General features: G+C 68.1%; 25 protein-coding genes and 2 pseudogenes. 9 read left to right on the top strand and 18 right to left on the bottom strand.

From position 1 onward, the window contains the following. Window positions 1-237: 237 nt before the first annotated feature. On the bottom strand, window positions 238-1,803 hold the full coding sequence (locus DV701_RS15945; RefSeq protein WP_114926649.1) for an IS1380 family transposase: 1,566 nt from the start codon (window positions 1,801-1,803) through the stop codon (window positions 238-240). A gap of 123 nt (window positions 1,804-1,926) precedes the next feature. On the opposite strand from DV701_RS15945, the pseudogene DV701_RS15940 reads away from it, so the two are divergent. Further along, window positions 1,927-3,144 (top strand): annotated as a pseudogene (locus DV701_RS15940) (IS110 family RNA-guided transposase); the annotation flags it as partial. Between the two features lie 102 nt (window positions 3,145-3,246). Here DV701_RS15940 and DV701_RS15935 read toward each other — a convergent pair. The 5 genes from DV701_RS15935 to DV701_RS15915 all read right to left on the bottom strand — a co-directional run bounded on the left by DV701_RS15935 (window position 3,247) and on the right by DV701_RS15915 (window position 7,024). Beyond that, the gene (locus DV701_RS15935) at window positions 3,247-4,467 is read right to left on the bottom strand and encodes a trans-sulfuration enzyme family protein (protein ID WP_114929738.1); all 1,221 of its coding nucleotides are present in this window, start codon (window positions 4,465-4,467) and stop codon (window positions 3,247-3,249) included. After that, window positions 4,464-4,775, bottom strand: a complete 312-nt coding sequence (locus DV701_RS15930) for an antibiotic biosynthesis monooxygenase (protein ID WP_114929736.1) — start codon at window positions 4,773-4,775, stop codon at window positions 4,464-4,466. Before DV701_RS15930 ends, DV701_RS15935 begins: the two co-directional genes overlap by 4 nt. Then, window positions 4,772-5,497 carry a B3/B4 domain-containing protein gene (locus DV701_RS15925; RefSeq protein WP_114929734.1) on the bottom strand — a complete coding sequence of 242 codons (726 nt, stop codon included), beginning with the start codon at window positions 5,495-5,497 and terminating at the stop codon, window positions 4,772-4,774. The genes DV701_RS15930 and DV701_RS15925 overlap by 4 nt, the downstream gene beginning before the upstream one ends. Next, window positions 5,490-6,095: a helix-turn-helix domain-containing protein gene (locus DV701_RS15920; RefSeq protein ID WP_114929732.1), complete on the bottom strand. Its 606-nt coding sequence runs from the start codon at window positions 6,093-6,095 to the stop codon at window positions 5,490-5,492. The genes DV701_RS15925 and DV701_RS15920 overlap by 8 nt, the downstream gene beginning before the upstream one ends. 119 nt (window positions 6,096-6,214) lie before the next feature. Further along, window positions 6,215-7,024 (bottom strand): hypothetical protein, encoded by an 810-nt coding sequence (locus tag DV701_RS15915; RefSeq protein ID WP_114929730.1) that lies wholly within the window; start codon window positions 7,022-7,024, stop codon window positions 6,215-6,217. 300 nt (window positions 7,025-7,324) lie between these two features. On the opposite strand from DV701_RS15915, the gene DV701_RS15910 reads away from it, so the two are divergent. After that, entirely contained in the window at window positions 7,325-9,073 is a 1,749-nt protein-coding gene (locus tag DV701_RS15910) for a GH-E family nuclease (RefSeq protein ID WP_162803092.1), read from the top strand. Window positions 9,074-9,204: 131 nt separating this feature from the next. On the opposite strand, the gene DV701_RS15905 is transcribed toward DV701_RS15910, so the two are convergent. Beyond that, window positions 9,205-11,958: a class III lanthionine synthetase LanKC N-terminal domain-containing protein gene (locus tag DV701_RS15905; RefSeq protein ID WP_456093832.1), complete on the bottom strand. Its 2,754-nt coding sequence runs from the start codon at window positions 11,956-11,958 to the stop codon at window positions 9,205-9,207. Window positions 11,959-11,961: 3 nt separating this feature from the next. Next, on the bottom strand, window positions 11,962-12,270 hold the full coding sequence (locus tag DV701_RS15900; protein ID WP_162803091.1) for a hypothetical protein: 309 nt from the start codon (window positions 12,268-12,270) through the stop codon (window positions 11,962-11,964). A gap of 194 nt (window positions 12,271-12,464) precedes the next feature. Here DV701_RS15900 and DV701_RS15895 point away from each other — a divergent pair. Further along, window positions 12,465-13,772: pseudogene (locus DV701_RS15895) on the top strand (ISL3 family transposase). A gap of 175 nt (window positions 13,773-13,947) precedes the next feature. Here the strand turns inward: DV701_RS15895 and DV701_RS15890 are convergent. From DV701_RS15890 to DV701_RS18545, 4 genes are all read right to left on the bottom strand, one after another. Then, on the bottom strand, window positions 13,948-14,187 hold the full coding sequence (locus DV701_RS15890; protein ID WP_114929722.1) for a toxin: 240 nt from the start codon (window positions 14,185-14,187) through the stop codon (window positions 13,948-13,950). Then, window positions 14,184-14,432, bottom strand: coding sequence for a ribbon-helix-helix protein, CopG family (locus DV701_RS15885; RefSeq protein ID WP_324616599.1), 249 nt, complete (start codon window positions 14,430-14,432; stop codon window positions 14,184-14,186). Before DV701_RS15885 ends, DV701_RS15890 begins: the two co-directional genes overlap by 4 nt. A gap of 79 nt (window positions 14,433-14,511) precedes the next feature. Beyond that, window positions 14,512-14,868 (bottom strand): Imm8 family immunity protein, encoded by a 357-nt coding sequence (locus DV701_RS15880; protein WP_161965302.1) that lies wholly within the window; start codon window positions 14,866-14,868, stop codon window positions 14,512-14,514. 890 nt (window positions 14,869-15,758) lie between these two features. Beyond that, a complete protein-coding gene (locus DV701_RS18545; protein WP_202863561.1) occupies window positions 15,759-16,292 on the bottom strand; it encodes a hypothetical protein in 534 nt (177 codons plus the stop codon). A 79-nt stretch (window positions 16,293-16,371) separates the two neighbouring features. On the opposite strand from DV701_RS18545, the gene DV701_RS18540 reads away from it, so the two are divergent. Beyond that, a complete protein-coding gene (locus DV701_RS18540; RefSeq protein WP_202863560.1) occupies window positions 16,372-17,223 on the top strand; it encodes a hypothetical protein in 852 nt (283 codons plus the stop codon). Here DV701_RS18540 and DV701_RS15865 read toward each other — a convergent pair. From DV701_RS15865 to DV701_RS15855, 4 genes are all read right to left on the bottom strand, one after another. Then, window positions 17,208-17,543: a helix-turn-helix domain-containing protein gene (locus DV701_RS15865; protein ID WP_114929714.1), complete on the bottom strand. Its 336-nt coding sequence runs from the start codon at window positions 17,541-17,543 to the stop codon at window positions 17,208-17,210. The genes DV701_RS18540 and DV701_RS15865 overlap by 16 nt on opposite strands. After that, a complete protein-coding gene (locus DV701_RS15860; RefSeq protein WP_228255081.1) occupies window positions 17,540-18,658 on the bottom strand; it encodes a tyrosine-type recombinase/integrase in 1,119 nt (372 codons plus the stop codon). The genes DV701_RS15865 and DV701_RS15860 overlap by 4 nt, the downstream gene beginning before the upstream one ends. A gap of 505 nt (window positions 18,659-19,163) precedes the next feature. After that, window positions 19,164-19,301: a hypothetical protein gene (locus DV701_RS18950; RefSeq protein ID WP_228255080.1), complete on the bottom strand. Its 138-nt coding sequence runs from the start codon at window positions 19,299-19,301 to the stop codon at window positions 19,164-19,166. Further along, window positions 19,295-19,621 (bottom strand): VOC family protein, encoded by a 327-nt coding sequence (locus DV701_RS15855; RefSeq protein ID WP_228255079.1) that lies wholly within the window; start codon window positions 19,619-19,621, stop codon window positions 19,295-19,297. Before DV701_RS15855 ends, DV701_RS18950 begins: the two co-directional genes overlap by 7 nt. A 395-nt stretch (window positions 19,622-20,016) precedes the next feature. Between DV701_RS15855 and DV701_RS15850 the strand changes: the two genes are divergently transcribed. Then, window positions 20,017-20,643 (top strand): transcriptional regulator, encoded by a 627-nt coding sequence (locus DV701_RS15850; RefSeq protein WP_114929712.1) that lies wholly within the window; start codon window positions 20,017-20,019, stop codon window positions 20,641-20,643. Between the two features lie 180 nt (window positions 20,644-20,823). Here DV701_RS15850 and DV701_RS15845 read toward each other — a convergent pair whose 3' ends face one another. Continuing rightward, entirely contained in the window at window positions 20,824-21,255 is a 432-nt protein-coding gene (locus tag DV701_RS15845) for a hypothetical protein (RefSeq protein WP_162803090.1), read from the bottom strand. A 139-nt stretch (window positions 21,256-21,394) separates the two neighbouring features. Here DV701_RS15845 and DV701_RS15840 point away from each other — a divergent pair, with 139 nt between their 5' ends. After that, the gene (locus tag DV701_RS15840) at window positions 21,395-21,787 is read left to right on the top strand and encodes an Imm51 family immunity protein (protein WP_162803089.1); all 393 of its coding nucleotides are present in this window, start codon (window positions 21,395-21,397) and stop codon (window positions 21,785-21,787) included. Between the two features lie 177 nt (window positions 21,788-21,964). On the opposite strand, the gene DV701_RS15835 is transcribed toward DV701_RS15840, so the two are convergent. Further along, the gene (locus tag DV701_RS15835) at window positions 21,965-22,579 is read right to left on the bottom strand and encodes a hypothetical protein (RefSeq protein WP_114929706.1); all 615 of its coding nucleotides are present in this window, start codon (window positions 22,577-22,579) and stop codon (window positions 21,965-21,967) included. Window positions 22,580-22,640: 61 nt separating this feature from the next. Between DV701_RS15835 and DV701_RS15830 the strand changes: the two genes are divergently transcribed. The 3 genes from DV701_RS15830 (at window position 22,641) to DV701_RS15820 (ending at window position 24,044) form a co-directional block, all read left to right on the top strand. Beyond that, a complete protein-coding gene (locus DV701_RS15830) occupies window positions 22,641-23,291 on the top strand; it encodes a TetR/AcrR family transcriptional regulator (protein ID WP_162803088.1) in 651 nt (216 codons plus the stop codon). A 152-nt stretch (window positions 23,292-23,443) separates the two neighbouring features. Continuing rightward, on the top strand, window positions 23,444-23,848 hold the full coding sequence (locus DV701_RS15825; RefSeq protein WP_114929702.1) for a hypothetical protein: 405 nt from the start codon (window positions 23,444-23,446) through the stop codon (window positions 23,846-23,848). Next, entirely contained in the window at window positions 23,841-24,044 is a 204-nt protein-coding gene (locus DV701_RS15820; RefSeq protein ID WP_114929700.1) for a helix-turn-helix transcriptional regulator, read from the top strand. Before DV701_RS15825 ends, DV701_RS15820 begins: the two co-directional genes overlap by 8 nt. The last annotated feature ends 344 nt before the right edge of the window (window positions 24,045-24,388 follow it).

Genomic DNA, 24,388 nt, shown 5'->3' with positions numbered 1-24,388 from the left:
GGTGCGAGACTGTGGTGGGCGCCAGGGTGACGAGGAGCAGCGAAGGGGGACACTCCTACTCCGCAGCCTCTTGCCTCGATGATTCACGGCGGTGATGTGGGGTCCTGAGTTCGTGTCGCGGTCCGCGCCGGGTGGCCGCGGTGGCGGTGGGCAGGGTCGGGGCCCGATCCGCTCGGGTGGGCGCCGGGTTCCACTGCTCGGGTGTGCTGGGGTGGTGGGTGGACAAGGACACTGTCGTCAGGCCGGGTGCAGTGCGCGGAGGCGGTCGAACGCGTCGGCGAGGTGGGTGGCCCAGGCCCATCCGGTGGGGATCTTCAGCACCCGTTTCCTGGCGTGGCGCACGTATCGGGCTGGTGCGGACAGCAGCCGGAACCGCAGGGCCTTGGGCTCGGCGACGGCGAGGTCATCCTCCAGGGCGAGCAGCCGCAGCCAGGCCAGCACGGTGACGGCGTGGGCGGCCAGGTGCAGCCAGGCACTGTTGCGGTCGTAGGAGGTCGAGGGAAGCCGGGTGGCCCCGCAGGCCTTGAGCTCCTTGATCCGGTCCTCCACGTGCGCCTGGGTGCGGTGCCGGACGTCCAGGTGCTGGACCTGACCGGTGGGCGTGTTCGTGGCGAACGCGCCGTAGCGCCAGTTCGGGTCCTGCCCCAGCTGCGCCTGCTCCCCGGGTGAGCGCGGAGTGCGGCGGGCGAAGATCCGCATGTCGCCCGGCCACCCCGACAGCAGGTCACCGGTGTGACTGTGTCGTAGGAGCCCGGTCAGCTCCACGACCTGCGCGTGCTCCTCGGCCCCACCGGTCGCGGTCAGCCCCGCTGACCAGTCACCCTCGCCGGTAGCCTCGATCGCGGACCGGGTGCGGGCATCGACGGGCCACCCGATGGAGTACTCCACCCCTCGCCCGCGTCGCCCGTGCTGACCAGCGGTGTTCAGGGCGTCCAGGTGCTCGACGAGGCCGTGGGAGGCACCGGCCCCGTCCACGCTCACCAGCACCTCGCGGCGGTGCGCCGCGGGCACCTGGGCCAGCGCCGCGTCCAGCACCTTCACGTGGTCGGCGGCGGTGAACGAGCCGGCCGACCCGACCCGGTTCATCATCGCCAGGTTCTCGCCCGTGTTCGAGCACCACGCGGTGAGGGGGTGGAAGCCGAACCCCTTGTAGTTCGCCTCCGCGCCCTCCTTGGCCGAGGCGGCCGCGATCACCGTCGCGTCCAGACGGATCACCAGCACCGGCACGTCCTCACCCCGGCCCGGGCGGGTCAGGTCCTTGCCGGCGACCCGAACCGCGGGCAGCCTCCCGTGCCGGGCCACGATCTGCTCCCAGGCGCGGGAGCGGACCTTGGCGGTGGCCCGCGCCAACGCCCGCCCGGCCAGCCCGTCCTCACCGAGTCGGTCGGCGTACTCACCCAGCACCCGCAGCACCGTGGTGTCGCTGGCCCCACCGGCCGGGCCGAACAGCTCGACCTGGGCGGTCATCGCCTCCACGTCGCTCAGGCACCGCGCCCCGGACGCCAACGCGGCGACCGTGTCCGTGACCGCCCGGCCACGGTCCCGGCCCGGGCGGAAGCCACGCCGGGCGAGCACGTCCCGGAACGCGCCCGTGAGCCCGACCCGGTCGGCCAGCAGCCGGGGCAGCACCACCCCCGCGTGCGCCACCGTCCCAGCGCCTTCCGCCTTCACCAGCAGGCTCTTCGACCAGGCTGCCTCAGCAGCAGCCGTCCCGCTTGTACGCTTCACCTTGAGGGTGTCCCTTCCCGGGTATGAATCCAGATCTAGACAATCCGTATTCTCCCAGGTCAGGGACACCCTCACCCCCGCGACACGCTACTTACCGGCCCTGCCCGACTCCCCTAGTGAATACTCCAGGTAGGACGCCGGAAGTCTCCTCCACGCTGCTGAGCAGAAGGTCGCGACGAGGCGAAGGAGAACGGTGCGATGTTGTTCGTGGGTGATGACTGGGCCGAGGACCACCACGACGTCGAGATCGTCGACGAGCACGGGAAGGTGCTGGCGCGAAGGCGACTACCCGAGGGGCTGGCCGGGGTGACGCGGCTGCACACGGTGCTCGGCGAGCACGCACCACCGGAGTGGGCCGACCTTGACCCGGCCAGCGCGGCCGCCCAGGTGGTGGTCGGCATCGAGACCGACCGTGGCCCGTGGGTCGGGGCGCTGGTCGCGGCCGGGTACACCGTGTACGGGTTGTACCCGATGTCGGTGGCTCGGTACCGGGAGCGGCACTCGACCTCAGGGGCGAAGTCGGACACCGCGGATGCGCACCTGCTGGCCGAGATCGTCCGCCTGGACCGGGCCCACCACCGCCCGGTCGCCGGCGACAGCGCCACCGGGGAGGCGGTCAAGGTGAGCGCACGCGCCCACCAGTCGCTGATCTGGGACCGGACCCGGCACGTGCTGCGCCTGCGCTCGGCGCTGCGGGAGTTCTTCCCGGCCGCGATGAGGGCGTTCGAGGAGCTGGACGCCCCGGAGGCACTGCAGCTGCTCGCCCTGGCACCAGACCCGGACACCGCCGCCAGGCTGTCCCGGGCAAAGATCGTCCGCGCCCTGACCGCCGCGAACCGTCGCGACGTGACCACCCGCGCCGAGACGATCCGGGAAGTGCTGACCGCACCCGAGCTGCGACGACCTGACCCGGTGCAGGACGCCTACGCCGCGGTCGTGGCCTCCGAGGTCGCGCTCATCACCGTGCTGAACACCCAGATCGAGCGGCTCGGGCAGGTGGTGGACGAGCATTTTGGCCGGCACCGGGACGCTGACATCTACACCAGCCTGCCCGGTCTCGGTGTGATCCTCAGCGCCCGGATCCTCGGCGAGTTCGGCGACGACCCCCACCGCTACGCCGACGCCAAGTGTCGCAAGGCCTACGCCGGCACCGCGCCCATCACCCGCGCCTCCGGCACCCGGAAAGTGGTCCTGGCCAGGTACGCCCGCAACCGCCGCCTCGGCGACGCCGTCCAGCAGTGGGCCTTCTGCTCCATGCGCGGCTCGCCCGGTGCCCGCGCCTACTACCAGTCACTGCGCGCCCGCGGCATCGGTCACCAAGCCGCGCTCCGCCAGCTCGCCAACCGCTGGGTCGGCATCCTCCACGGCTGCCTCCGGCACCGCACCTTCTACGACGAGAACACCGCCTGGGCCCACCACCTCAGCACCGCGGCTCGACACCGCCAGAACCTGGGATGTCTGCCGCACCGTGTCGGACACGGATTTGGTCTCTGGCGGGTGGTTCCTGCGTGCCCGGCTTCAGGGGAGGGGCCCGTAGGCGGTGGTGAGGGCTGCGTCGAGGTCGGCGATGAGGTCGCCTGTGGCTTCCAGGCCGATGGCGAGTCGGATGAGCCCGTGCTGTTGGAAGACCGGGTCGAACGCGGCTGCCGGGCCCTGGGGGTACTGCTCGTAGGCGACCAGGGTCTCGTCGTGGCCGAGGGAGACTGCGGAGGTGATGACCCGCAGGTCGTTGACGAAACGCAGGCGGTCCTCGTGCCGGCCATTTAGGGCGAACGAGACGATGCCGCCGTACCCGCCGCGCAGCTGGGCGGCCGCGAGCTGGGGATGGTTGGGCAGGCCGGGGTAGGTGACGTGCGCGACACGGGGGTCGTCGAGCAGGAACTCGGCCACCGCCTGGGCGTTCTCGCAGTGCCGTTGCAGCCGAAGGGGCAGGGTGGTGGAGCCGCGCATGATGAGCCAGGCGTTGAACGGCGAGATCGCCCCGCCCACGTGGTGCAGCGCACCGGTGCGGATCTGCTCGACCAGGGCGGACGACCCGATGACGACGCCGCCCATCGCGTCGCCGTGTCCGTTGTAGTACTTCGTCAGTGAGTGGACGACCAGGTCTGCCCCGTGCTCGAGCGGGCGCGCCAGGGTTGGCGGGGTGAGGGTGGAGTCCACGGTCAGCACCGCCCCGTTGGCGTGGGCGATCTGCGCCAGGGTGGCGATGTCGGCGACCCGCAGGTCAGGGTTGGCGATGACTTCGGTGTGGATCAGCCGGGTGTTCGGTCGCACCAGGTCACGGACGGCGTTCAGGTCGGTGATGTCGACGAAGTCGACGTCGATGCCGAGCTTGGCCGGGAGCAGTGAGTCGAAGAGCCCGGCGACGCGCATGTAGACGACGTTGGAGACGATCGCGTGGTCGCCGGGGTTGAGGACGGTGAAGAACGCGGCGTGCAGGGCGGCCATGCCGGTGCCGAACAGGACCGCAGCTTCGCCGTGGTCGAGTGCTGCCAGCTTTTCCTCCAGTCCGCGCTGGTTGGCGCCGTGCTCGCGGGTGTAGACGAGGCCGTCGAAGCCGGGGGCATCGATCGTCGTCGGGTCCTGGGGCAGGAGGTAGGAGTTGGCCATGATGATCGGGGTGCGGATCGCGCCGGTGGTCGCGTCGGCGTGGTTGCCTCCGTGCACGGCCCAGGTGTCACCGGTAAGGCTGGCGTAGTGGTGTTTGTCCGGGCGGGTGCGCTGCTGTTCGGTAGTCACGCTGTTGCCTCCAGTCGTCCGTCGCCGTAGGTGGCGCTGATCTCGCTGACGACGATGCGGTACCCCTCATACCAGCGCTGCACCTGGTCCTTGGCCTCGCGGTGGCGGGGGAAGCGGGCCAGCTGCGCGACCGACTCCCGGTCGGCGAAGTAGTAGATGGCGTTGACGACGTCACCGTCGGGGGACACCCACTTCTCGACCCGGTCGAACCCGGGAAGGGCGCGGGCGTAGTCGTCGATCTGCCCGTCCAGGCGGTGGAAGTCGTCGTCGTAGGTGCCGGGCTTGAAGATGAACTGGCAGCAGATCACGCGTGCTCCTGGGTGGTGGTTGTACTGGCGATGAGGCGGGTGGCCGCCCGGACCTCGGGCCCGAGCTGTCGTAGGTGGGACACCAGCTCGTCGCCGGCGCGGGTCAGAGCGAGGTCGCTCATGGGCGCGAGTGCATCGAGGATGAACAACGCGCGCGTGGTCGCCTGGGTGAGCTGGGTGCGGCGGGCCTGGCGCCAGTTCCAGCGGCGGCACGTCACACCGGTGTCGTCGCACCAGACGACCTCCCCTGGCTCCGGGTGCTCGACGACCTCCTCGCCCTCATCAACGGTGTCGAACGGCTCGTCGCCGACGGCGCGCAGCAGCCGGGGAGGTCCGGCATACCGGTCCAGGTCCTCCCCACCGACGGGGACCTGGTGCAGCACCGAGATCGCGTTGTAGATGTTGGTGAGCCGGTTGACGCGAGGCAGACCCACCGAAGCCCGACGGGTCAGCGACTCCAGGCTGTTGCGGGTGCGCTGCGGCTTGGCGCCGAAGGCGCGGTAGGCCTCGCGCCACGCCGCAACGTGCGCCAGCTCCGCCACCGACGTCGTGACCAACGCCTGCAATGCGGCCGACTCGGCGGCGACCAGGAGCGCCTCGCTGTGCTCGTCGCTGGGACCAGGCACGATCCCCTCGACGGCGATCAGCAGCGCACGGTAGTCGGGACGCAGCGCGAACACGGAGTCGTCGATGAGCACGCCGTCCAGGAAGTGCTCAGCCATGGCGTGCCTCCGGATGCCTTCCAGATCCGACCCCGGGCTCGAACACCGCAAGGCAGAACCGCGCCGGCTCGGAGCGGGTGTTGGCATAGGAGTGCAGGACGTCACCGGGGAAACTGAGCGCGTCCCCCTGTCCCAGCGTCAGGACCTCATCACCGGCCTCGAGCACGACGGTGCCCGACTGCACCTGCAGCAGCTCCTTCGTTCCGGCCGCGTGCGCCTCGCTGCGGTGACGGTCGCCCGGTCCAAGGGTCCAGTCCCACAGCTCGACCACGTCCGGCGGCCCCGTCCCGGCGACAAGAACACCGCGCCCGCCGTGCTCCCCGGTCCACAACACCGCCCCCTGGCCACCGCGGGTGACAGTGACCCGCTTCGGCTCCGGCGGTTCCACCAGACCCGGCAGCCCAACCCCAAGCGCGTCACTGAGTCGAAGCAGCGTGCCCACGCTGGGGTTGGCCGAGCCCTGCTCCACGTTGACCACGGCCCGCCTACTGACCCCGGCAATCTCACCCAGCTGGTCCAACGTCCAGCCACGACCCCGACGCTCTCGACGCACCCGGTCCCCGATCACCGCAGCCAGAGCGGCCGTTACCTCATCCATGAGTGCAGCATAGTGCACCCATAGTGCAAGTACGCTATTGCCGCGCTGAGGACGGCTACGCTCGTCCGATCATGCCGCGAGCCGAGTACCCGTATGGGGTGTCTACGGCCCGTCATGCTTCAGTCGGCTGTGTTCTCCACAGGGGCCACGACCACGTTCAGTGTCGCAGCGAACTCGGCGTTCAGCTCTAGCTCGTTGTCGAAGTCGCCGTTCAGGTTCTTCACCAACGTGTCGGCCAAGCGATGCCCCATGGGCCGGAAGGTCACGTACGTCAGCCCGCCGGACAGCACTCCACCGACAACGGGTACAGCCTTGGTGATGGTCTTCTCGACGGTCTTCTTGGTGACCTGTTTCCCGATCACCGCGCCAACCTTCTTCACAAGTGGGTACCAGGCTGTCTTGGTGAGTGCTTGAGCGGCGACCTTCTTGCCGAGATTGGCGCCCGCGACCTTCGAAGTCTGGGATACGAGCGCTGCCGCGCCTGCCGCACCGAACATGGCGCCGAGGTAGGCGATGACTCTCATCTGTGCGGCCTCAGACAGCTGTCCGCCGCCGTCGAAGAGGTTGTCCTCCCCGAACAGGTAGGCGATCTGCTGAGCCAGATTGACCGCAAACCCGAAGTACTGCACGACATCCGCGCCACCGGCCGCGACCATCACTGCGGGGTTGCCTGGCAGCCCTGCAGCGAAGGAGGACAGCGACGTCTTCGCGGTGCTGCTCTTGATGATGCCATTGGCCTTCTGCCGCAAGGACTCGGTCGTGAACACCGCCTGCGGACCGCGCTCGAGGATCACGTCCAGGTGCGGTGAGCCCGCAAACTGCTTACGCAGGTAGGCCTCGCGGTCTACTCGCACAACGGGCAGTTTCGAGACAGCGCCGATCGTCTGAAGCGTCGTCGAGTACAACTTGTCCTGAGACTTGTCCGCCATGCGACGGAACACTATCTGTGGCTGCGTCGGGGCGCTCGATCGCCCGCTGACGGGAGCGCGAGCAACAGACCAAGGGCAGCCCCCTGTATGGCGGAAAACCGCGGCGACGGACTTGAGCCCCCGTCGGAGCGGTTCGATAGTCTTACGCCACCATGGGGCGGTAGGCGAGAGGAGGGGCGCGTGCGAGAGCGTTCGGCGCCGCCATCTGCGCGCCGTCGTCGTCTTCGAGGTGCGGAACCAGCAGAGGTCCGGCACAGGTTCAAGTCTCTGCGCGGCACGCCACGAAATGTGGCCGCCAGGGTGGCTGATTGGGAATCCAGGGGTTGGGAGGTCGCGACCTGGGGGAAGGGTCGCTTCCTTGAAAGGGTGATTCTCCGCAAGGCGATCCTGGACCGACGTCGGGGCTTCTTGACGCCGACGGGCTGGCTCGTCATGGCGCTGGTTGCAGTCCTGCTCGTCACCCTTACTGGGGTATTGACCAGAGACTACTTCTCAGAGGTCCGCTCCGATGCGCGAGCCGCAGTCCGAGCCCTCAAGAGCGGCGACCTCGCCGGATCCGGCCAGCACCTAGCCGTTCACCGGGGAGAGCAGGACTTCGCGTTTTACTTCGCGTCGAACGTGACACCACGCGACATCGGAGACGCCCTGGGAACGGTCGCTGGCTCCAGCGAGGATGCCCCCTTCAGAGCGGGGGTTGACGTCAACGCTTACGAGATCGTCCTGACCGACCTTGCGGGCACACTGGCCCTGGCTACCCACGGCCGCGGGAAGCGGAACTTGCCACCCTCGTGGACCGAAGACTTCGTGGCCGCCACGACCACCCCACTCGCGCTGTACGGCCAGCACGACGGCTTCTTCGACAGGGAGGGAAAGCTGCGCGAGAAGCAGGACCTGGCCAACAAGGCCAACCTCCTGCTCGTCCTTTCGCGGGGCTACTGGTCGACCGAGTTCCTCCAAGCGGTGACGCGCGATTTCCACGCGTATGACGTTCGTGAAGGCAAGGGCGCCTGGCCGAAGGCCAACCCAGGCAGAGACGTCAAGTTCGCCCCAGCTCCCAGCGGCGTCTACCTGACCGACGGCATACTCGCCCTCACGGCCGCCCTGACCGCGAACCCAGCCGCCAGCGAGTGGGCATTCACGTCATTCTTGCCCGGCTCCCAGAAGATTGCCGAGTCCGACTACGCCATCGGCAAGTTCACCCACTACCTACTCTTCGAGCACAGGTTCGCGGAAACACCTGATGGTGACAGCGTCGGAGTAACGGCAGTGCTCACCGCTCTCGCAGTGGCCATAGAGTCCACCACCTGGGCATCGGGGCCCGTGGATGCACAAGCGGTGCAAGTCGCGTTCAACGACGTCGGCCCTCTCCACGACGCAGCAGTCCTCCAAGCCTTGGCCCAGCAGGTAATTGAGGTGAGCGGATGCTCCTGGGCTCCCCGTGACTACTGGAACTGCACCAGGGCCGGAGCCGGAGTCGTCTGGCGATGGGCACAGCGGTGGGGCCACGTCGTCCTTGAGATCCTGAGCGAGGCCCCGGCGCTCGTTGGCCCACTGGCAAGCGCGACAAATACCACGTGGTACGCAATCGAGGGCGACTTCGAAGCGGCTGGGCTCTCACTAGCAACCGCGCTCCCCGGCATCGGCGTGGGCAAGATTGCCAAGAGCGTGAAGGGCGGGCTCCAGGCCCAACGGGCCGCCAGCGAGGCAGCCCATGTCGCACAAGTCACCAGACAGATCCAAGCAGGCGCCGACCCCGCGATGACCCGCGTCCTGCTCAAGTCGCACACGCGAGCCGAGATCGAGGCTCTAGCACCACGGGATGCGCAAGGACGCTACATCGACCCCAACACCGGACAATCGATCGTCGGGAAGCCGGACATCGGACACAAACCCGGCTATGAATGGAGATGCACACAGGCGAAGGCTCGTCACGAAGGATGGAGCAGGCAGCAGCTGATCGACTACGAAAACGACCCCAGTCACTACCAGCTCGAGGCTCCCAGCTCCAACAGAAGTCGCGCCTTCGAAGCGGTGGCATGCGCGCCCTGACCCCGATCACCAGCTGAGCGTTCCCTCTCGGACGCCTCGCGCGTCAGCTGCGCCGCGTCGGCCTGGCACTGGAACCACCCACCTCGAGCCGGCGCGCGTCAAAACACCCTGTACTGCCGCGTGGAGCACGGCTACGTTGGGCCGGATGCGCCCTGCGTTTGGCGCATCTGTGGGGGCTTCGCCAGGTGGTGGACGGAGGCAATGGACAGCATTCGGGGAAGCTGGCCATCTGTACCTTGCCGCAGCATCGTTCCCACGAGTCCAGCATCTCCGAGCATGTAGGAGCTGTCCTTCGGGTGGTCCTGGGTGGATGGGTAGCCGATGCCATCGGGTGTTGAGCGGCGGTAGGCGTGCAGGAGTCGTTGTAGGTCAGATGAATGCCTCAGCCATGCTGGGTCTCCTGTGAGCTGGTGCAGGTCGAGCAGGTACTCGATCGAACCGCCAAGGCCGTGGCAGAGTCCGGGGCCTGCGTACCTTCCCGCGAAGGCAGTGGTGTTCCCAGCTCGGCGGGCGATATCTTCATCGTTTGGGTCCGTGCGCACGCGCATGAGGTGCAGGTAGAGCAGTCCTACGCCGCTGGCGCCGTAGCACCACAGGCCACCGAACGCGCCGCCGTTTCCCCAGTCGGTCCCGGATCCGTCATGGAGGCTGGGGACTGCGGCGCTGCTGACCCAGCGGACGGCACGGTCTACGAGGTCAAGGTGTCGGGCGTCCCGCGTGATCTCGTAGAGGTCAAGCAGAGCGTCGGCAACACCTGCAGTGCCGTGTGCGTAGCTCGCCAGGGCCACGCCTGCCGTGTTCTCATCCCCCTGCCAGCAAGCTAGGCCGTCCGAAGGGGCCACAGCCGTGGCGTGGAGGTGCTCAGCGCAGCGCAAGGCGTGCTCGAGGACGTCACGGTCCTGCTCGAGGGACCAGAGCATCGCCAGGAACCGTAGACGTCCTGCCGTGCCGTGATAGAGGTCGACGGAGTCGAATGGGTACTGGCGAAGTCGGCGCTCCACCTCGTACGCGCCGTCCAGGAAGGAGCGGTCGCCGCATGCCAGGCCGGCGACCAGCAACGACGCACCTACTCCTGCCTCGCCCGCGTAGAGTCCGCTGATCTTGGCTCCCGGCAGTTCTTCCGACTCCATGAGCCAGCGCGCGCCCCGTGTGAGCGTGTCGCGGTGCCTTTCCCGGCCGAGGATCCACCAGCCTGAGGCAAGCCCCAGCAGGACGCCGGGGACGCCGTTGTTGATTTGTCGGTAGGGCACGGGCAGAGTCCCGGGGGACGTACTGATCCAGGTCAAGGTTCCGTCGGGCCCCGGCGCGGCGCGGTTGCACAGCGCGTCGCACAACTCCTGCGCCGTGCCGAGAGGGTCAGGAATCGCAGCAGTCGCCGGACAGTTGCTAGCCCTGGTGTCACCGGCCACCCGGGATGGGCTTGCGGTTAGGTCATCCTTTCGGAAGTCCGTCAGCAGCGAGATGAACTCCGTGGCGTCGCGTGGTCTGCAGCCGGGCTCGGTGCTGAGGCAGGACCGGATCAGGCGTGCCAGGCTCGGTGGGAGGTCCGGTCTGAGCAGCTCCAGCGGGCGCGTGGTCAGGTCCGCGGCGTCCGGCGCCTGGGATGGCTCGCATGACGTGGCGAGCAGCATGAGAAGAGCGCCGAGTGCGTAGACGTCATCCGACTCGCTGGTCGGTTGACCGGCCCGCTGCTGGGGCGACATGTAACCCCGCGTCCCTCCCGAGCCCACACGTTCTTGCTTGCGGCCCGCGTGCTCGAAGTCGATCAGCGCGACCCCACCTGTCGGACGAACGAGGACGTTGGAGGATTTCAGGTCCCGGTGGATGACGCCCTCCCGGTGAAGGGCCTCGACGGCTCGGCCTATCTCGAGAGCGAGATCGACGACCTCGCTAGGCGACAGCTGACTTCCTCCTGCCGTGGAATCTGCGATCCGCTCACCCAGGGACACACCTTCGACGTCCTCCGTGACGATCATCAGCTGCTCGTCGGTCTCGATGAGGTCATATACCGCCGGCCAGGCTCCGTGCGCAGGGAGTGACCCCAGCAGCGCCGCCTCCCGGCGCAACGCCAACTCTCCGTCCGACGGGCGATCGGTCATCCCCTTGGCGGAAGACTTGAAGACGCACCGGCGGCGGCGTTCAACATCCAGCCCGATGAACACCGGACCCCGGCCGCTGTTCGACAGAAGCCCGAGCACTCGGTAGGAAGCATTTCCCCCCTGCTCCAGCGGCTGAAGGCTTTGCAGTGACTCCTCCGGGGAGTCGAACGGGTCCACGGCCCACGACGGAGGAGAGTAGACCGACAGGCGCTGGTCCGGCTCGAGCGTGCCGCTAGGAGTGAGCAGCGCCGAAGCCACGGTCCCGTCCGGCAGTTGCATGAGTGCGCTACCGGTGAAGCTGCCGAACCTATAGTGCACAAGACTTCCTGGGCGCAGTGGGCGGTCCGAGGGTATGCGGGGCCCCGCCATCCCTTCCGTGGCAGCATCCAGGTCGAGCGCGAGCTGCCGAGCATCCTCGTCCGTCTGCGGGTATACGGTGACGAACTTGCCGATCTGGCTCGGTCCGCCCGCCCCAGCATTGAGGACCATGAGGGTCTGGGGGGATTCGGCGACCTTGAAAGGAGCCCGGTGAGCTCGTAGAACGGGAAGGACGCGCTCAAGGACGGCAGGCGATGAGCCGGGATGGGCGGCCACATGCAGCTTCCAACCCTGGGACCGCAACGGCACCGACATCTCGAAGGTGGTGACCAACCACTGATGTTGCCGAGACGTCGTGAAGCGGCAGCCTGTCAGACCTTTGACAATGGATCGCTCGAAGTCGCCTGTGTCCTGCGCGGGTCCGTCCGTGGAATCCGAGACGGACCCACGCAGGGCACGTTCAGACACGCCTCAGTTGTTGGTGTAGAAGGTGCCCCAGTGGTCGCACCAGCTGATCCAACAGGTCGTGTAGTCACACATGCGCGCCGGCTGCTTGCCCATGGCCGCCTCGAAGTCCTTGCTCGACCCCTTGCCCGCCGAGAACTCCTTGATCTCTCGGCTGATCTCATGGACGGCGCGAGAGTCCAACCCTGCCTCACGCAGGGTCTTCTCCGGCTGCGTGTTCAGCTGTTCTCCGAACGACTCGTCTGACTGAGCACGTTCCAGGATTGTGTCCAGTTGCGCGCGCATCTCCCTGACTGAGGTTGTTGCCTTGGCCATGACGACCCCCTTCTTTGTGCCGGTTGGAGACTTCAGACTAGCGCCGGCCCGAACGGTGCGTCTAGACCTTGTCGCGCCCTTTCGAGGCTCTTCGCAGATCAGGGTGTAGGGGGCGCTGGCGCGTCGTGCCGGGGTAGGCGTCGAGGTCTTCCGATGATGGGAGTTCTCACGCAGCCCATCAGGAAGACCTCGACGTGCCCGACGCTACCTTCACGCGCCCTGACCTGACCACCTTCGCCCGCCTGGACGACCTCGGTCTGGAGGTCACCGGCCAGCTGCTCGAGCCGGACCGGGCGGTCCTCGCCTGCCGGGTGGTGGAGCGGGACGACTGGTGCAGGCGGTGCGGCTGCCAGGGCGTCCCCCGCGACACCGTGATCCGGGAGCTGGCGCACGAACCGTTGCCGGTGGCGCCCCACCACGCTGATGGTCACGGTCCGCCGTTACCGGTGCGCGGAGTGCTCACACGTGTGGCGCCAGGACACCAGCAAGGCCGCGGAACCGCGGGCCAAGCTCTCCCGCGCCGGCCTGCGGTGGGCACTGGTCGGGATCGTCTGCCAGCACCTATCGATGGCCCGCGTCGCCGAAGGCCTGGCAGTCTCCTGGAACACCGCCAACGACGCGGTCCTGGCCGAGGGACGACGGGTGCTCATCGACGACCCGACCCGCCTGGAGGGCGTCCGCGTCCTGGGCGTGACGAGCACGCGTGGCGGCACACCCGCAAGGGCGACAAGTTCGTCACCGTGATCATCGACCTCACCCCGGTGCGCGAGGGGACCGGGCCGGCACGGTTGCTGGACATGGTCGAGGGCCGGTCGAAGAAGGCGTTCAAGGACTGGCTGGCCGACCGGGACCAGGCGTGGCGCGATCGGGTAGAGGTCGTGGCCATGGATGGATTCTCCGGGTTCAAGACGGCCACTACCGAGGAGCTGCCGGACGCGGTCTCTGTCATGGACCCGTTCCACGTGGTCAGGTTGGGCGGGGAGGCCCTGGACGAGTGCCGGCGCCGGGTGCAGCAGGAGCTGCACGGGCACCGTGGCCGCAAGGGCGACCCGCTGTACTCGGCACGTCGGACCCTGCATACCGGCGCCGACCTGCTCACCGAGCGTCAGCACGAGCGGGTCGAGAGCCTCTTCGCCCGACCCGAGCACGTCGAGGTGCAGTGCACCTGGGGCATCTACCAGCGCATGATCGCTGCCTACCGCGACCCGGACCGGGGCGCCGGCCGAACCGAGATGACCTCCGTCATCGAAGCCCTCGTTGCGGGTGTCCCCCAGCGGCTCGTCGAGCTGCGCAAGCTCGGCCGCACCCTGGCCAGACGCGTCTGCGACGTCCTGGCCTACGTCGACCGGCCCCGCACCAGCAACGGTCCCAGCGAGGCGATCAATGGTCGACTCGAGCACCTACGCGGCCTGGCCCTCGGCTTCCGCAACCTCACCCATTACATCGCCCGAGCACTCCTGGAGGCCGGAGGCTTCAGACCGCGACTACACCGTCATCTGTGAAGAGCCCCTAATCTAACCCTCTGGTATCCGCCCTGCATTCAACGGTCAGATACGCCTCGGGTGCGCTTGGGCAGGACCGAGATTCTCGGACAAGGAACCCATGGCCGAGACCAGCAGCCTTGTGGACGCCTGCAGACGTCTCTGTACTGCCGCTGGCCGCGTGCTCATTCGATGCTCATTCGAGGAGGTGTAGGTACTGTCGCCGAGCCTTCATGGCGTGGATGACGAGCTGGTGCCCGCTGTCGAAATTCAGGATCGCCATCTCGAGGAGACGGCCGCTCCGGTCGAAGCCCAACACGAACTGCTTGGCCGGCATGTCATCGTCCGGTTCGCTAGCGTAGGCCCAGTTTTCAGCCGCATGGAGGATGTCGGGCTCGGTGAGTCCATGCTTCAGTGCTGAGGGGTTGACCTTCACGCCACGTAGGCACGAAGGGCCGCACGGATCAACTCGGAGCGGGTGGTGTGATCGCGCTCCGCGCGCTCGTCCAGCGCGCTGAGCAGAGTGTCGTCGAGACGGACGGGGACCACCCGAGCCGGTCCGTCGCCCATCGGCTTGCGGCCCCGCTTGCGCAGTTGCTCGACGTCGTAGCCCTTCTCAGCCTCGTCGGCCCACTCCTGGATCATCTCGTCGGTGACCGGCGCTCCCTTGATCTTCTCCACCCCCAAATCGTAATACGGTTTCGGCGCTGTGTCACCAGGCATCCGCTCCTGCCGCTGGTCGGGAGCCCTGTCTCAAGGATCAGGCCGTGTAGTCCTCGAACTCCCAGAAGCCGAGACGACTCAGCTTCTCGCCGATGCCGGACCAGGTTTGTGCCTCAACTTCTTGGACTCTCGCAGAGAGCCAGGCATGAAGTGCGCGTTGGTCAAAAGACTCAAGGTCAACGACGAGGTGATGCCGCGCGTTGTAGATGCCGCCCGCGTCGCTGCACGCGCGGGCTAGCCACTCTGGCGTGCAGACTGTGACGTCGAACGACTCTTCACCAGCCGCGTCGGCAGGGCCGATCATCATGCGGGCGAGCATCGCGAACTCCACGGCATCGGCAGGGAGCGTTGCGGGGTCGGGCTCGAGGACAAGGCTCTTCAACACGGCGCGCATACGACGACATCCTGCCGCACGCGACGCACTCATTTGCCGCGAGTCGTGGGGTGAGGACGTGCGTCATACCGCCGCGACTGACACACCCCCCGCGCGGCAATCCGTTTGATGGGGGTTGTGCCTTGGCCCCGCGGCGAGCAACGTGGTGGTTGCACGTCGTGGCGTCTGTAATGACGACGTCGGGAGGCTGTGCTTGGAGGAGTTACCCACGACCCCGACGCAGGTGCAGCTTGTCGCTGCGAGCGCGGTAGGCGGCGATGACTCGAGCCAGAGCCGGCTCTATCTCGGCCAGGTCGTCAAGCTCCATGCGGTTGCTCTGCAGCGCCCAGTCGAGACGGTTCAGCACGTCAATCCACTCCCGCGTCGACCGAGGGGACCGGGACACTGGCACTTGCACCCGACGCTCCTCGACGACCTTCTCGACTCTCACCACCTCGACCACGCGGTCGACGACTTCGACTGCGGCGAGGCCGGCGTCAGCGGCGCGCCGTTGCTCCCACGCGCGGTGGCGGCAGGAACTGGAGCACCACTTCGGGACGCGCCCGCGGGGAGGAACGGGCACCTCTGCCCGGCACCATCCGCAGACGACCTTCTGCCCTGGTCTACGAGGCGTTGTTGGTGCGTCCCCTACGCTGGGCACGTTGCTGGCCGTGGTGTCCATGGGCGTCTCCGGTGAGTCGCTACTACGCGAGTGTTTATCGTGCCAACGATATACCATACTGGTGGAGGGGGCGTATCCCGGTTGGGGCGAGTGGCTGCTGGTGACGTCGTGCCACGCGGGGGCTCTTGCTCCGGTCTTGTGGCTCCTGTGCGCGGGGCCTCTGGGGAGGAGGCGTGACCTCACGACGGGCCCCCCGTGGACGTAAGGCTGTGCTCACCCCCGGGTGTGCTCAGGTCGTTGGGGAAAGGGCGCGCTCTGCGATGTAGGAGGTCCAGTCCCGGCCTGCGAGCTTGGCCCAGCTCGCGGCGTTGCTCTCGGTGATGCCGATGAGTTCGGCGAGGACTGGGGCTGGCACGTCGCCAGCGAGCTGGAAGAGCGCGGCCTTGCGGTTCTGGTAGGGCTTGATGCCGCGGGCCACCAGCTGGGAGCGGACGTTCTCGGTCGCCAGGTGCTGCCCGGGGTTGCCGCCGGGGAAGAGCCAGCCGGTGTCGCGGGAGACGTACAGGCTCTTGCCGCGCTGAAGCAGCTGCTCACGGAGCAGGTCGTCGAGGACGGCGGGCATCTGGACGGGCACGGTGTGGAACGTGACCTGCACGGCCCGCTCGGTGAGGGTCACCTGGTCGGTGCGCATCCTGACGACCTGGGAGAGGGGTTGGGCGAACAGCAGGACGAACAGCCCGGCGATGCGGGTGTACAGGCGCAGGGTCGGGTCGTGCAGGAGGAGCTCGACGGCGTCCCACCGCTGGTCGTCGGGCACGGTCACGGTCGGTGTCGTGGCCGGGGACGTAGGGCATCTTCAGGGTGGTGTTGACCCCCGTGCGGTGCAGCCAGGCGACGAAGGCGTGCTCGGCATCGAGGCGTCGTCCTCGGTGGTGCTGGTGGCGCTCGAGCAGGTCCTGGGTGGCGGTGGTCGGGGTGGCGCCGTGGGCACGGAAGAAGGCGAGCAGGTCGACCGCGACCCGGATGCGTCGGCGGGCACCGTCGGCCAGGCCTTGGGTGAGGCGACCCTGCTGGGATGCCTGGCGCATGCGGCGCAGCACCTGCCAGTGCGCGAACCGGCGGACCAGCGCCGCGTCATCAGCGTCCAGGTCCTGGATGACGATTTCGATCCAGGAGGGCATCCGTTCCAGGTGGACGTCGAACGTGGGCAGTACCCCGACGGCGGCGAGCAGGGTGCGCAGGTAGTCGTGGGCACGATCGCAGGGCAGGGCCCGGAAGGTGTCATGGTCGATGGCGACCTCTCCGCGGGCCATCCGTGCGAGCAGCGCTGGACCGGTGCCGGGCTTCTTGGCCAGCCACCAGATCCCGGTCTGTGGACGCTGCGAGCCGGCCAGTTCCTCGAAGAGGGGCACCAGGCGGGTGTGGACCTGGCCGGTGGCGGGGTCGGTGAGCAGGTCGGTGAGACGCTCCCGCAGCACGCACCGGGCGCAGCGGCGGTTGGCGTACGGGTGGTCCTCGCGGCCGCACTGTTGGCAGGCGAAGATCGAGTGCGCCCCGGCGCACGACGCACACACGAGGACGCCGTCCTGCTGCCAGGCCAGCGGCCGCACCTGGGAGCAGCCGGGGCAGGGACGGGGGTGGTAGTGCCGACGGCGCCGGCAGCCCACGCACAACGCTCCGTGAGGCAGCCGGGTCAGGCTCCTGCTGTACTCCCCGCAGTCCGAGCACGCACGCGAGCTCACTGCCCGGCGTGAGGGCGGCGGACGTTGGCGCGGACCGGGCGCAGGTCCCCGATGGCGGGCCCGTGGTCGTTGACCGCCGGGGCCTGGGCGGGCACGGCCTCCACGACCAGCTCGAGCAGGTCGTCCGGGGTGCACGCCAGGATGTCGCACAGAGCGGCCAGCAGGTCCACGTTGATCCGCCGGGGCGGGTGGGTCACGACCCGGTGGATCATCTGCCGGGACATCTCGACACCTCGCTCGCGCAGCGGCTCCAGGAGGTCGGTCGTGGCGAACATGCCGTTCTCGGCCATCACCTGGCGCAGGTTCCAGCGGATCACGGTGCGCGTGCTCATCGTCCCTCCCGGACGTCGTCGGGTGCCTGGCCGTACACGCGCCGCAGCGCGGACTGCAGCGTCTTGGTCTTGAAGTCGTCGGAGACCGAGGTATAGATCGCGGTCGTCGAGGCGTAGGAGTGACCGACCTGCTCGGTGACGAAGCGCTCGGGGTAGCCGAACTCCACCAGGTGCGTCACGTAGGAGTGCCGCAGACAGTGCAGCGTCAGCTCGGCCGGCAGCCCGGCCGCAGCGCGCAGAAACGCGAACCGGCGGTCCATCGACTTCACCGCTATCCGGACCCTGCGCTCGGTCAACCACAGCTCCTGACGTGCCCCGGGGTCCAGCAGCGGCCGCACCTGCTCGACCCACTGGGCCAGGCCCTGGACCACCCAGTCGAACTCGGGTACCGCCAGGACCGTGCGACGGCGCGGGGCACTGCCCCGGCTGGACTTGCCGTACCGGACGTGGACCGCGCCGTAGGTACCCCACGCCGGCATCCGCGGGTTGGGCCGCAGGTCAGCCAGGTCCAGGAAGCACAGCTCGCGCCGGCGCAGCCCGAAGGCGTAGGCAGTCTTGACCATCTGCGCGTCCCGCATCGCCGCCAACGCACCCTTGCGACCCGAGCGCGCGACGACGTCGACCCGGTCGTCGAGGAAGTCGAACAAGACCTGAACCTCGTCGTAGGTGAACGGGCGTCGCGCCGGCCTGCCCTCGTACTCGACCAGATGCGCCGCGGTGTTGAAATCGTGGCACACCTGGGAAGGCACCGCCCCGAACCGCCGGTCGCACTGCCCCACCCACCCGTACCTCCCGTCCAACAGGTAGTCGCAGAACAACCGAAGCGTCACGTGATACCCGCGGATCGTCGAGGCCGCCAAACGCCCCTTCCCGCTCATCAGACTGGCCGTGAAGTCCTCCACGTCGGCGGCCGTCCACTCCCACGGGCGAGAGCCCGTGAACTCGGCAAAGCGACGCACCAGCGCCAACCGCGGCTCGACCGTGCCGTCCGCGAGCAGCCGCGACTTCTGTTGGCGGCCCCACCCGGCCAGCATCGCCTCGTACACCGCGGCTGGTTCGTCCAGGTGCACGACACCGGGCGCGAGGACGAGCTCCGCAGCCCCCGGCACCTTCACCCCGACCGCCTCCAGTCTGTCAACTTAGATTAGACAATGACAAACGAAAGTTACCACGGAAGCCGTAGTGACGGCTGACCAGGGACGACAACATCCGACCTCAGCGTCAGCGAAACCTCCCGCCCCCAGCAGCGCCCCGGGCAGGTCAACCTGGAGTTGATTCGCGGCCTTTGGGCCGCGAATGCAAGAGGTGTGTGGGACATGAGCGGGGCGGTTTCGATCAGACTCAGGGTCGCTCTCGGTCAGCCTCAGGGATGGTTTGGTCATGCTCAGGCCGGTCGGTCTGCGTGAGGCGTGTTCGGCACGGCTGGTCGGGAGGGGTGAGTCGATGTGGTGCGTCTTTGAGGTCGGGTTCTGCATCTAGGTGTGGCGTGGCGGGTGCTGGCGTCGGTTTCGGCACTGGCTCACACAGGATCATCTTCAAGCCAGTGGATGGTCGCCCCCGGAGTCGCTGCGCCTGGGACAACGCTTCGTGGTGGACACTCGGCGTGCTGGGCGACGGAGGTCAGTCGCGCTCCGCGTCCGTTGCGAAGCCCTCGAGCTGCGGCAGCTGCTCTTCTGCCATCGTCTCCTGGAACAGCGTGATCTGGAGGTCGCCGGGCGCGTTGAGCCGCGAGTTCAGCGACTGCCACGGTGTCAGCACCGGCTCGGCGACGACGCGTGCTCCCGCGGACTCCAGTCGCGGGTCATCCCCTCGGAGTCGGTGACCTCGAAGGCCAGGCGGATGCGCTGGCTCTCTTGACCGCCGGCTTCGATCTCGTCGATGACCTTCTTGTGGTCGGGGGAGGCGATCTCCAGCGTGGCCCGGCCTGCCTCGAGGATCGACACCCGGTCGTCGCCGCCCTGGGCGTAGGCGATCCGCTCGGGCGGGCCGAGCGCGTCGCGGTAGAACCGCACCGCGGCGTCGAAGTCCTCGGCCTCGACAACGACGCGGAGCTGCAGCACAGGCTTGTTCTCGTCCATGGCAGCACCCTTCACCGGCCGGCGAGCCGACAGCAGTCGCCCCGTCACCGGACGTTGTCCCGCTGCGTCTCGAAAAGCCCCCGCGCCCAACTTGGGCCTGGAACCTACGCAGCAAGCATCCAGAACCGGCCGGGAGACTGAATATCCGACTTGCTGTGATCTTTCCTCTCGGCCACCAGGACCAGTTCGTGGGGCGATGGGGAGCAGGGCCCGTGCCTCGCGACCAGCGGCAGATGCGCGCCTCTGGCGGCCTTTCACAGTGGCCTCAATCTGCGCTCGACCCCGTGGGGGGACACACCCGTGTGGTGGCCTGCCAGTCGCAGGGACGCGTCGCCCCACTACCCGGACGCGCAGCCGGGCGGTGTTGCTTGCTGGCGCTGCATACGCTTGCACCCGTGTCATCGATTTCTCTGCTGTCGCTCCACGGTGTTCGGGTACTCGGTCACGCCACAGCCCGGCAGGTCGGGGAACTGTACGGGCTTGACCCGGGGGAGGTCCAGGAGAACCTTCTGGATGCCGAGGCGCGCGGTTTGGCCCGTCGCCCCGCCTATACCGACGGCAGCGGCTGGTCGATGACGGATCTGGGGCGGCGGCAGGGCGAGCAGATGTTGAGCGATGACCTCGATGCTCACGGCACACGGCAGAACGTGGTGGATGGGCACGGGCGCTTTCTGCCACTGAATGAACGTCTTGGCCCCCTCCTGACGCGCTGGCAGCTCAGGCCTACAGACGATGATCCGCTCGTGTTCAACGACCACTTGGATGCCGGATACGACCGGGCGATTCTTCGCGAGCTGGACCGTCTCGTGGCCGAGCTGCGGAACGTTATGGCGGTGCTTGCCGCCGAGGTGCCCCGGTTCGGGGTTCACCAACCGCGCATGGACGCAGCCCTGGCACAAGCCTGGGATGGAGACCACCGATGGGTCGACTCACCAGAGGTGGCTGCGGTGAATCTTGTCTGGATACAGCTGCACGAGGACTTCCTGGCCACCCTAGGCATCACGAGGGGGACAGAGTTCTAAGGGCACGAGCGAGCCGTCAAGACGAAGCAATCAGAACTCGTCAGGTCGCGGCATGATCGGACGAGCGTAGCCGTCCTCAGCGCGGCATGGTCGGACGCTCCGCGTTCACAGCGGCATGATCGGACGAGCGTAGCCGTCCTCAGCGCGGCAGATGCGCCCGTCCTCCGGCACGCAGCCAGATCAGGTTGTCTCCTCGTAGTTGGTGAGCGCGTCCATGTAGGTGTCTCGGGTGAACTGCAGCTCGAGCCAGTCGTACTCCTCGCCAGGTCCGCGTCCGAAGTGCGACCACGTCACAGTTTCGGATCCGACCTCGATGCGGGCAAGGAGCGGCCCGCAGCCGATGACGGTGCACGTACATCCAAGAAGCGCTGTGCGTCCGGACTCATCTTCAGGGCCTTGGCCAAGGAGAAGCTCGCTCATGTTGGTCCCGGTGGGATGACCGAGGTACTCCGGCGGATCAATCCCGGGTGGTGCGTGAGGGCGGAGCCACTCCACCAAGTCCTTGCCGTCCAGGATGAGGTCGACGGTGTCGTAGCGGACCGAGTCATCCCACGGGAGGGTGCCCTCCCTGATCCTGAGCTCCAGGTCCCGCACCGTGATGAACGGCCTCATGGGACCACCCTATGAGTTGGGTCGCCGACGCCGATCGCAGTCCGGCCGTCTGGCCCCGACCTCCGCTTTCCTCCCAGCGCGCGACCGGCGGCATGTGCGGATCGGCCTTGAGAACCGGGATGTGGTGCACACTCTGCGCATGGGCCTCTTTGATCGCTTTGGCTCTAAGCACCATGAAGGCGCCGGTCTCGGCGCTGACCGCGGCAACTTCCGCTTTGCCGACGAGTCCGATGGGAAGGCCTCATTGACGCTCGACCTGGGGGACCTTCCCACGGACGCAGTCGTGCAGGTCGCTGGGGATGAGCCGAACGGCGCGTTCTGGGAGGGAGTGGCCTCCTACGTGGCTCCTGCCTTGGCCGCGCGGCTGGACATGGACTCCGAAGGCAGCATGTTCGCCGTCTGTGGGGACCGGACGGACCTCGAGCAGCTGCGTGAGCGGCTGCAGCCTTTGGTCGATCAACCCGCGGCGATGACCGGCTTGTTGCAGCGGGCCCAAGCGGACGGTGTGCTGCTCGAGGGGTACGGGCGGTAATCGCGGGGCATTCGCTGAGAGCTCCAAGCGGCAGAGAGCGCGTTTGGCGCCGATCGCGGGGGCCCTCGGGAAGTGCGTTTCGCCGAGTCTGGAGGGGGCTTGTTCGGGCCTGCCACTGATCGGTCGGCGTTTTCTGGTGACCGGGTGACACCCTGGTCGGTTGCACGTGGTCCCTACCTAGTCCTGCGGCGCCTGGCGCATCAGTGCGAGGGCGAAGCCGAGCAGCACGACCCCACCGCCGGCTCCGGCGACGGTCGGTGCGGGCGCCCAGCCGGTGAGGCCGGCCCAGAGCGCCAGGGCCGCGACCAGGACGCAGCCCAACGCCGTGTGCCGCAGGAGCGGGGTGTTGAACGCGCGGACGAACGGGAGGAAGTGGATGCCGACCACGAGGAGCACCCACGTGGACAGGAACATCGACTGCCCGGTCTTGGCGAGCACCACTGCACCCGCGACGATCAGGGCCACCTCGGCGATGACCGCGGCCCAGTAGACCTTGCGGGCCTGCGGGTCGGTCGCCAGGGTGGGCGGCGCAGGCACGCGCCGCACGAGCACGATGGCCACCAGCAGGACGATGGCGGCGGCCACCATCCCACCGCGCAGCGAGGACTCGAGCCTCAGACCCTGGTGCCCCCATCCGAACCAGGCGATGCTCGCCGCCGACAGGACCACAGCCATGCTGAGACGGTCCTTGGCCCGCACGTGCGCCGGCGACGGCAGCTGGTCTGCCGTCGCCGGCCTCGGCTCTGGTGAGCTGTGCTCGTCCACGGTCCCCGCCCTCTCGATGATGTCCATATATTGACTGTAGTCGACTACAGCGAATATGGTCAAGGCAGGCTCGAGGAGGAGGCAGCAGGTGACCGACACAGAGAGACGCCAGGCCCGGCGCAGTTACCGCTCCGAGGTGCGCGCGCAGCAGGCGGCCCGCACGCGGGAGGTCATCACCCGGGCGGCGAGACGCCTCTTCGAGAAGGACGGCTTCGCGGCCTCGACGATCGCCGCGATCGCCGCGGAGGCGGGCGTGTCGCAACAGACCGTGTATACCGCGTTCGGCAGCAAGGCGGCGCTGGTGCGCGCGATCGTGGAGCAGATGGAGGAGTCCGCCGACGCCGCGGCGTGGCGCCGACGGATTGCGTCGGAGGAGGACCCGGCGCGCATCCTCACGGCCTTTGCGCAGTGGACGCGGGCGTTCTTCGAGGCGAGCAGCCCCTCGTTCGCGATCGCGCAGGAGGCGATGCCCGAGCTCGCCGAGCTCACCGCGGAGGGTGACGCGCAGCGACGGCGAGCACTCGAGGCGTTGATCGGCCGCATCGGGCGAGCGGGCGGCCTGCGCGACGGACTCCCCGAGCGGGAGGCCGTGGACCGGGCCTGGCTGCTCACAGGGATCCATCCCTACCTGGACGCCACCCAGGCCTGCGGGTGGACACCCGCCGCGTATGCGGACTGGCTCGCGGAGTCGCTGGCCCAGCAGCTGCTCGCCGCCCCCACGTGTGACGCCCGTTCATAGTGAGGGGTGTCGCCGCCAGGAGGCCGAAGGGTGAACCGCCTCGCCCCATCAGGATCGTGGCCCGCGGTCTCCCTCGGAGTCTGAGTGGTCGGCCGCCGCACGGGTGACAAGTGCACTTGACAAACCAACGTGGTGACAAGTAAACATGACACATGAAGACGTCGCACGTCTGGCTGGTAGCGGGGGCCCTCGCGATCGGGGGCCTGGTCCTGCAGGGCTGGGGGAATGCCGAGGCCGACCACCCGTTCGAGGATCCGCTGGGCTTCCTTGGGATGCTGCTGGTCAGCCTGCCGCTGGCCCTGGCGCTGAACATCACGGTGCGCCGGCGCCGCGACGCCTCGGGTGAGAGCTCACCGGACAGCGTGGAGTTCCGGGCCGCCCAGCAGGCCCGCAGCCAGGCCTACGGAGATGCCGTCATCCTGGGCGCAGTACTCTTCCTCGTCCTGGCGATCGTGGCGGACACGCTCGCGGCCCTGACGGCGATGGCCTTCATGACGCTCGCGGTCGCAGCCTTCTGGGTCCGCTACCGCCTGGCCCTGCGAGCATTTGGTGCCTGAGACGGTCAACGGCCTCCGAGCGCTGAGGGAGTCCCGCGGCTGGAGCCAGGGTCGCCTGGCCCAGGAGCTGGGCGTCTCCCGCCAGACCATCAATTCCATCGAGACCGGACGCTTCGACCCCAGCCTCCCCGTCGCCCTCCGACTGGCACACACCTTCGGGCGCACGGTCGAGGACATCTTCATCCTCAAGCCGTAGAGGCCGCTACCCGCCTGGCGTACGGACAGGCTAGGACGTGACTGGAGCCCGACAACCCCTAACGACCAGCGGCATGATCGGACGAGCGTAGCCGTCCTCAGCGCGGCATGATCGGACGAGCGTAGCCGTCCTCAGCGCGGCAAAGTCGGACGAGCGTAGCCGTCCTCCACGCGGCATGATCGGACGAGCGTAGCCGTCCTCAGCGCGGCATGATCGGACGAGCGTAGCCGTCCTCAGCGCGGCATGATCGGACGAGCGTAGCCGTCCTCAGCGCGGCATGATCGGACGAGCGTAGCCGTCCTCAGCGCGGCATGATCGGACGAGCGTAGCCGTCCTCAGCGCGG

The organism is Ornithinimicrobium avium, from assembly GCF_003351765.1.
Lineage (GTDB): Bacteria > Actinomycetota > Actinomycetes > Actinomycetales > Dermatophilaceae > Ornithinicoccus > Ornithinicoccus avius.
This window is presented reverse-complemented; position numbering and strand designations above follow the sequence as displayed.

Excerpts from the sequence above, each read along its gene's own strand:
- DV701_RS15865 (WP_114929714.1), bottom strand. The coding sequence starts at position 17,543 with ATGAGCACGCGCACCGTGATCCGCTGGAACCTGCGCCAGGTGATGGCC.
- DV701_RS15840 (WP_162803089.1), top strand. The coding sequence starts at position 21,395 with ATGGGCCTCTTTGATCGCTTTGGCTCTAAGCACCATGAAGGCGCCGGT.
- DV701_RS15920 (WP_114929732.1), bottom strand. The coding sequence starts at position 6,095 with ATGGATGAGGTAACGGCCGCTCTGGCTGCGGTGATCGGGGACCGGGTG.
- DV701_RS15825 (WP_114929702.1), top strand. The coding sequence starts at position 23,444 with ATGAAGACGTCGCACGTCTGGCTGGTAGCGGGGGCCCTCGCGATCGGG.
- DV701_RS15855 (WP_228255079.1), bottom strand. The coding sequence starts at position 19,621 with ATGGACGAGAACAAGCCTGTGCTGCAGCTCCGCGTCGTTGTCGAGGCC.
- DV701_RS15880 (WP_161965302.1), bottom strand. The coding sequence starts at position 14,868 with ATGCGCGCCGTGTTGAAGAGCCTTGTCCTCGAGCCCGACCCCGCAACG.
- DV701_RS15915 (WP_114929730.1), bottom strand. The coding sequence starts at position 7,024 with ATGGCGGACAAGTCTCAGGACAAGTTGTACTCGACGACGCTTCAGACG.
- DV701_RS15835 (WP_114929706.1), bottom strand. The coding sequence starts at position 22,579 with ATGGACATCATCGAGAGGGCGGGGACCGTGGACGAGCACAGCTCACCA.
- DV701_RS15845 (WP_162803090.1), bottom strand. The coding sequence starts at position 21,255 with ATGAGGCCGTTCATCACGGTGCGGGACCTGGAGCTCAGGATCAGGGAG.
- DV701_RS15900 (WP_162803091.1), bottom strand. The coding sequence starts at position 12,270 with ATGGCCAAGGCAACAACCTCAGTCAGGGAGATGCGCGCGCAACTGGAC.
- DV701_RS15925 (WP_114929734.1), bottom strand. The coding sequence starts at position 5,497 with ATGGCTGAGCACTTCCTGGACGGCGTGCTCATCGACGACTCCGTGTTC.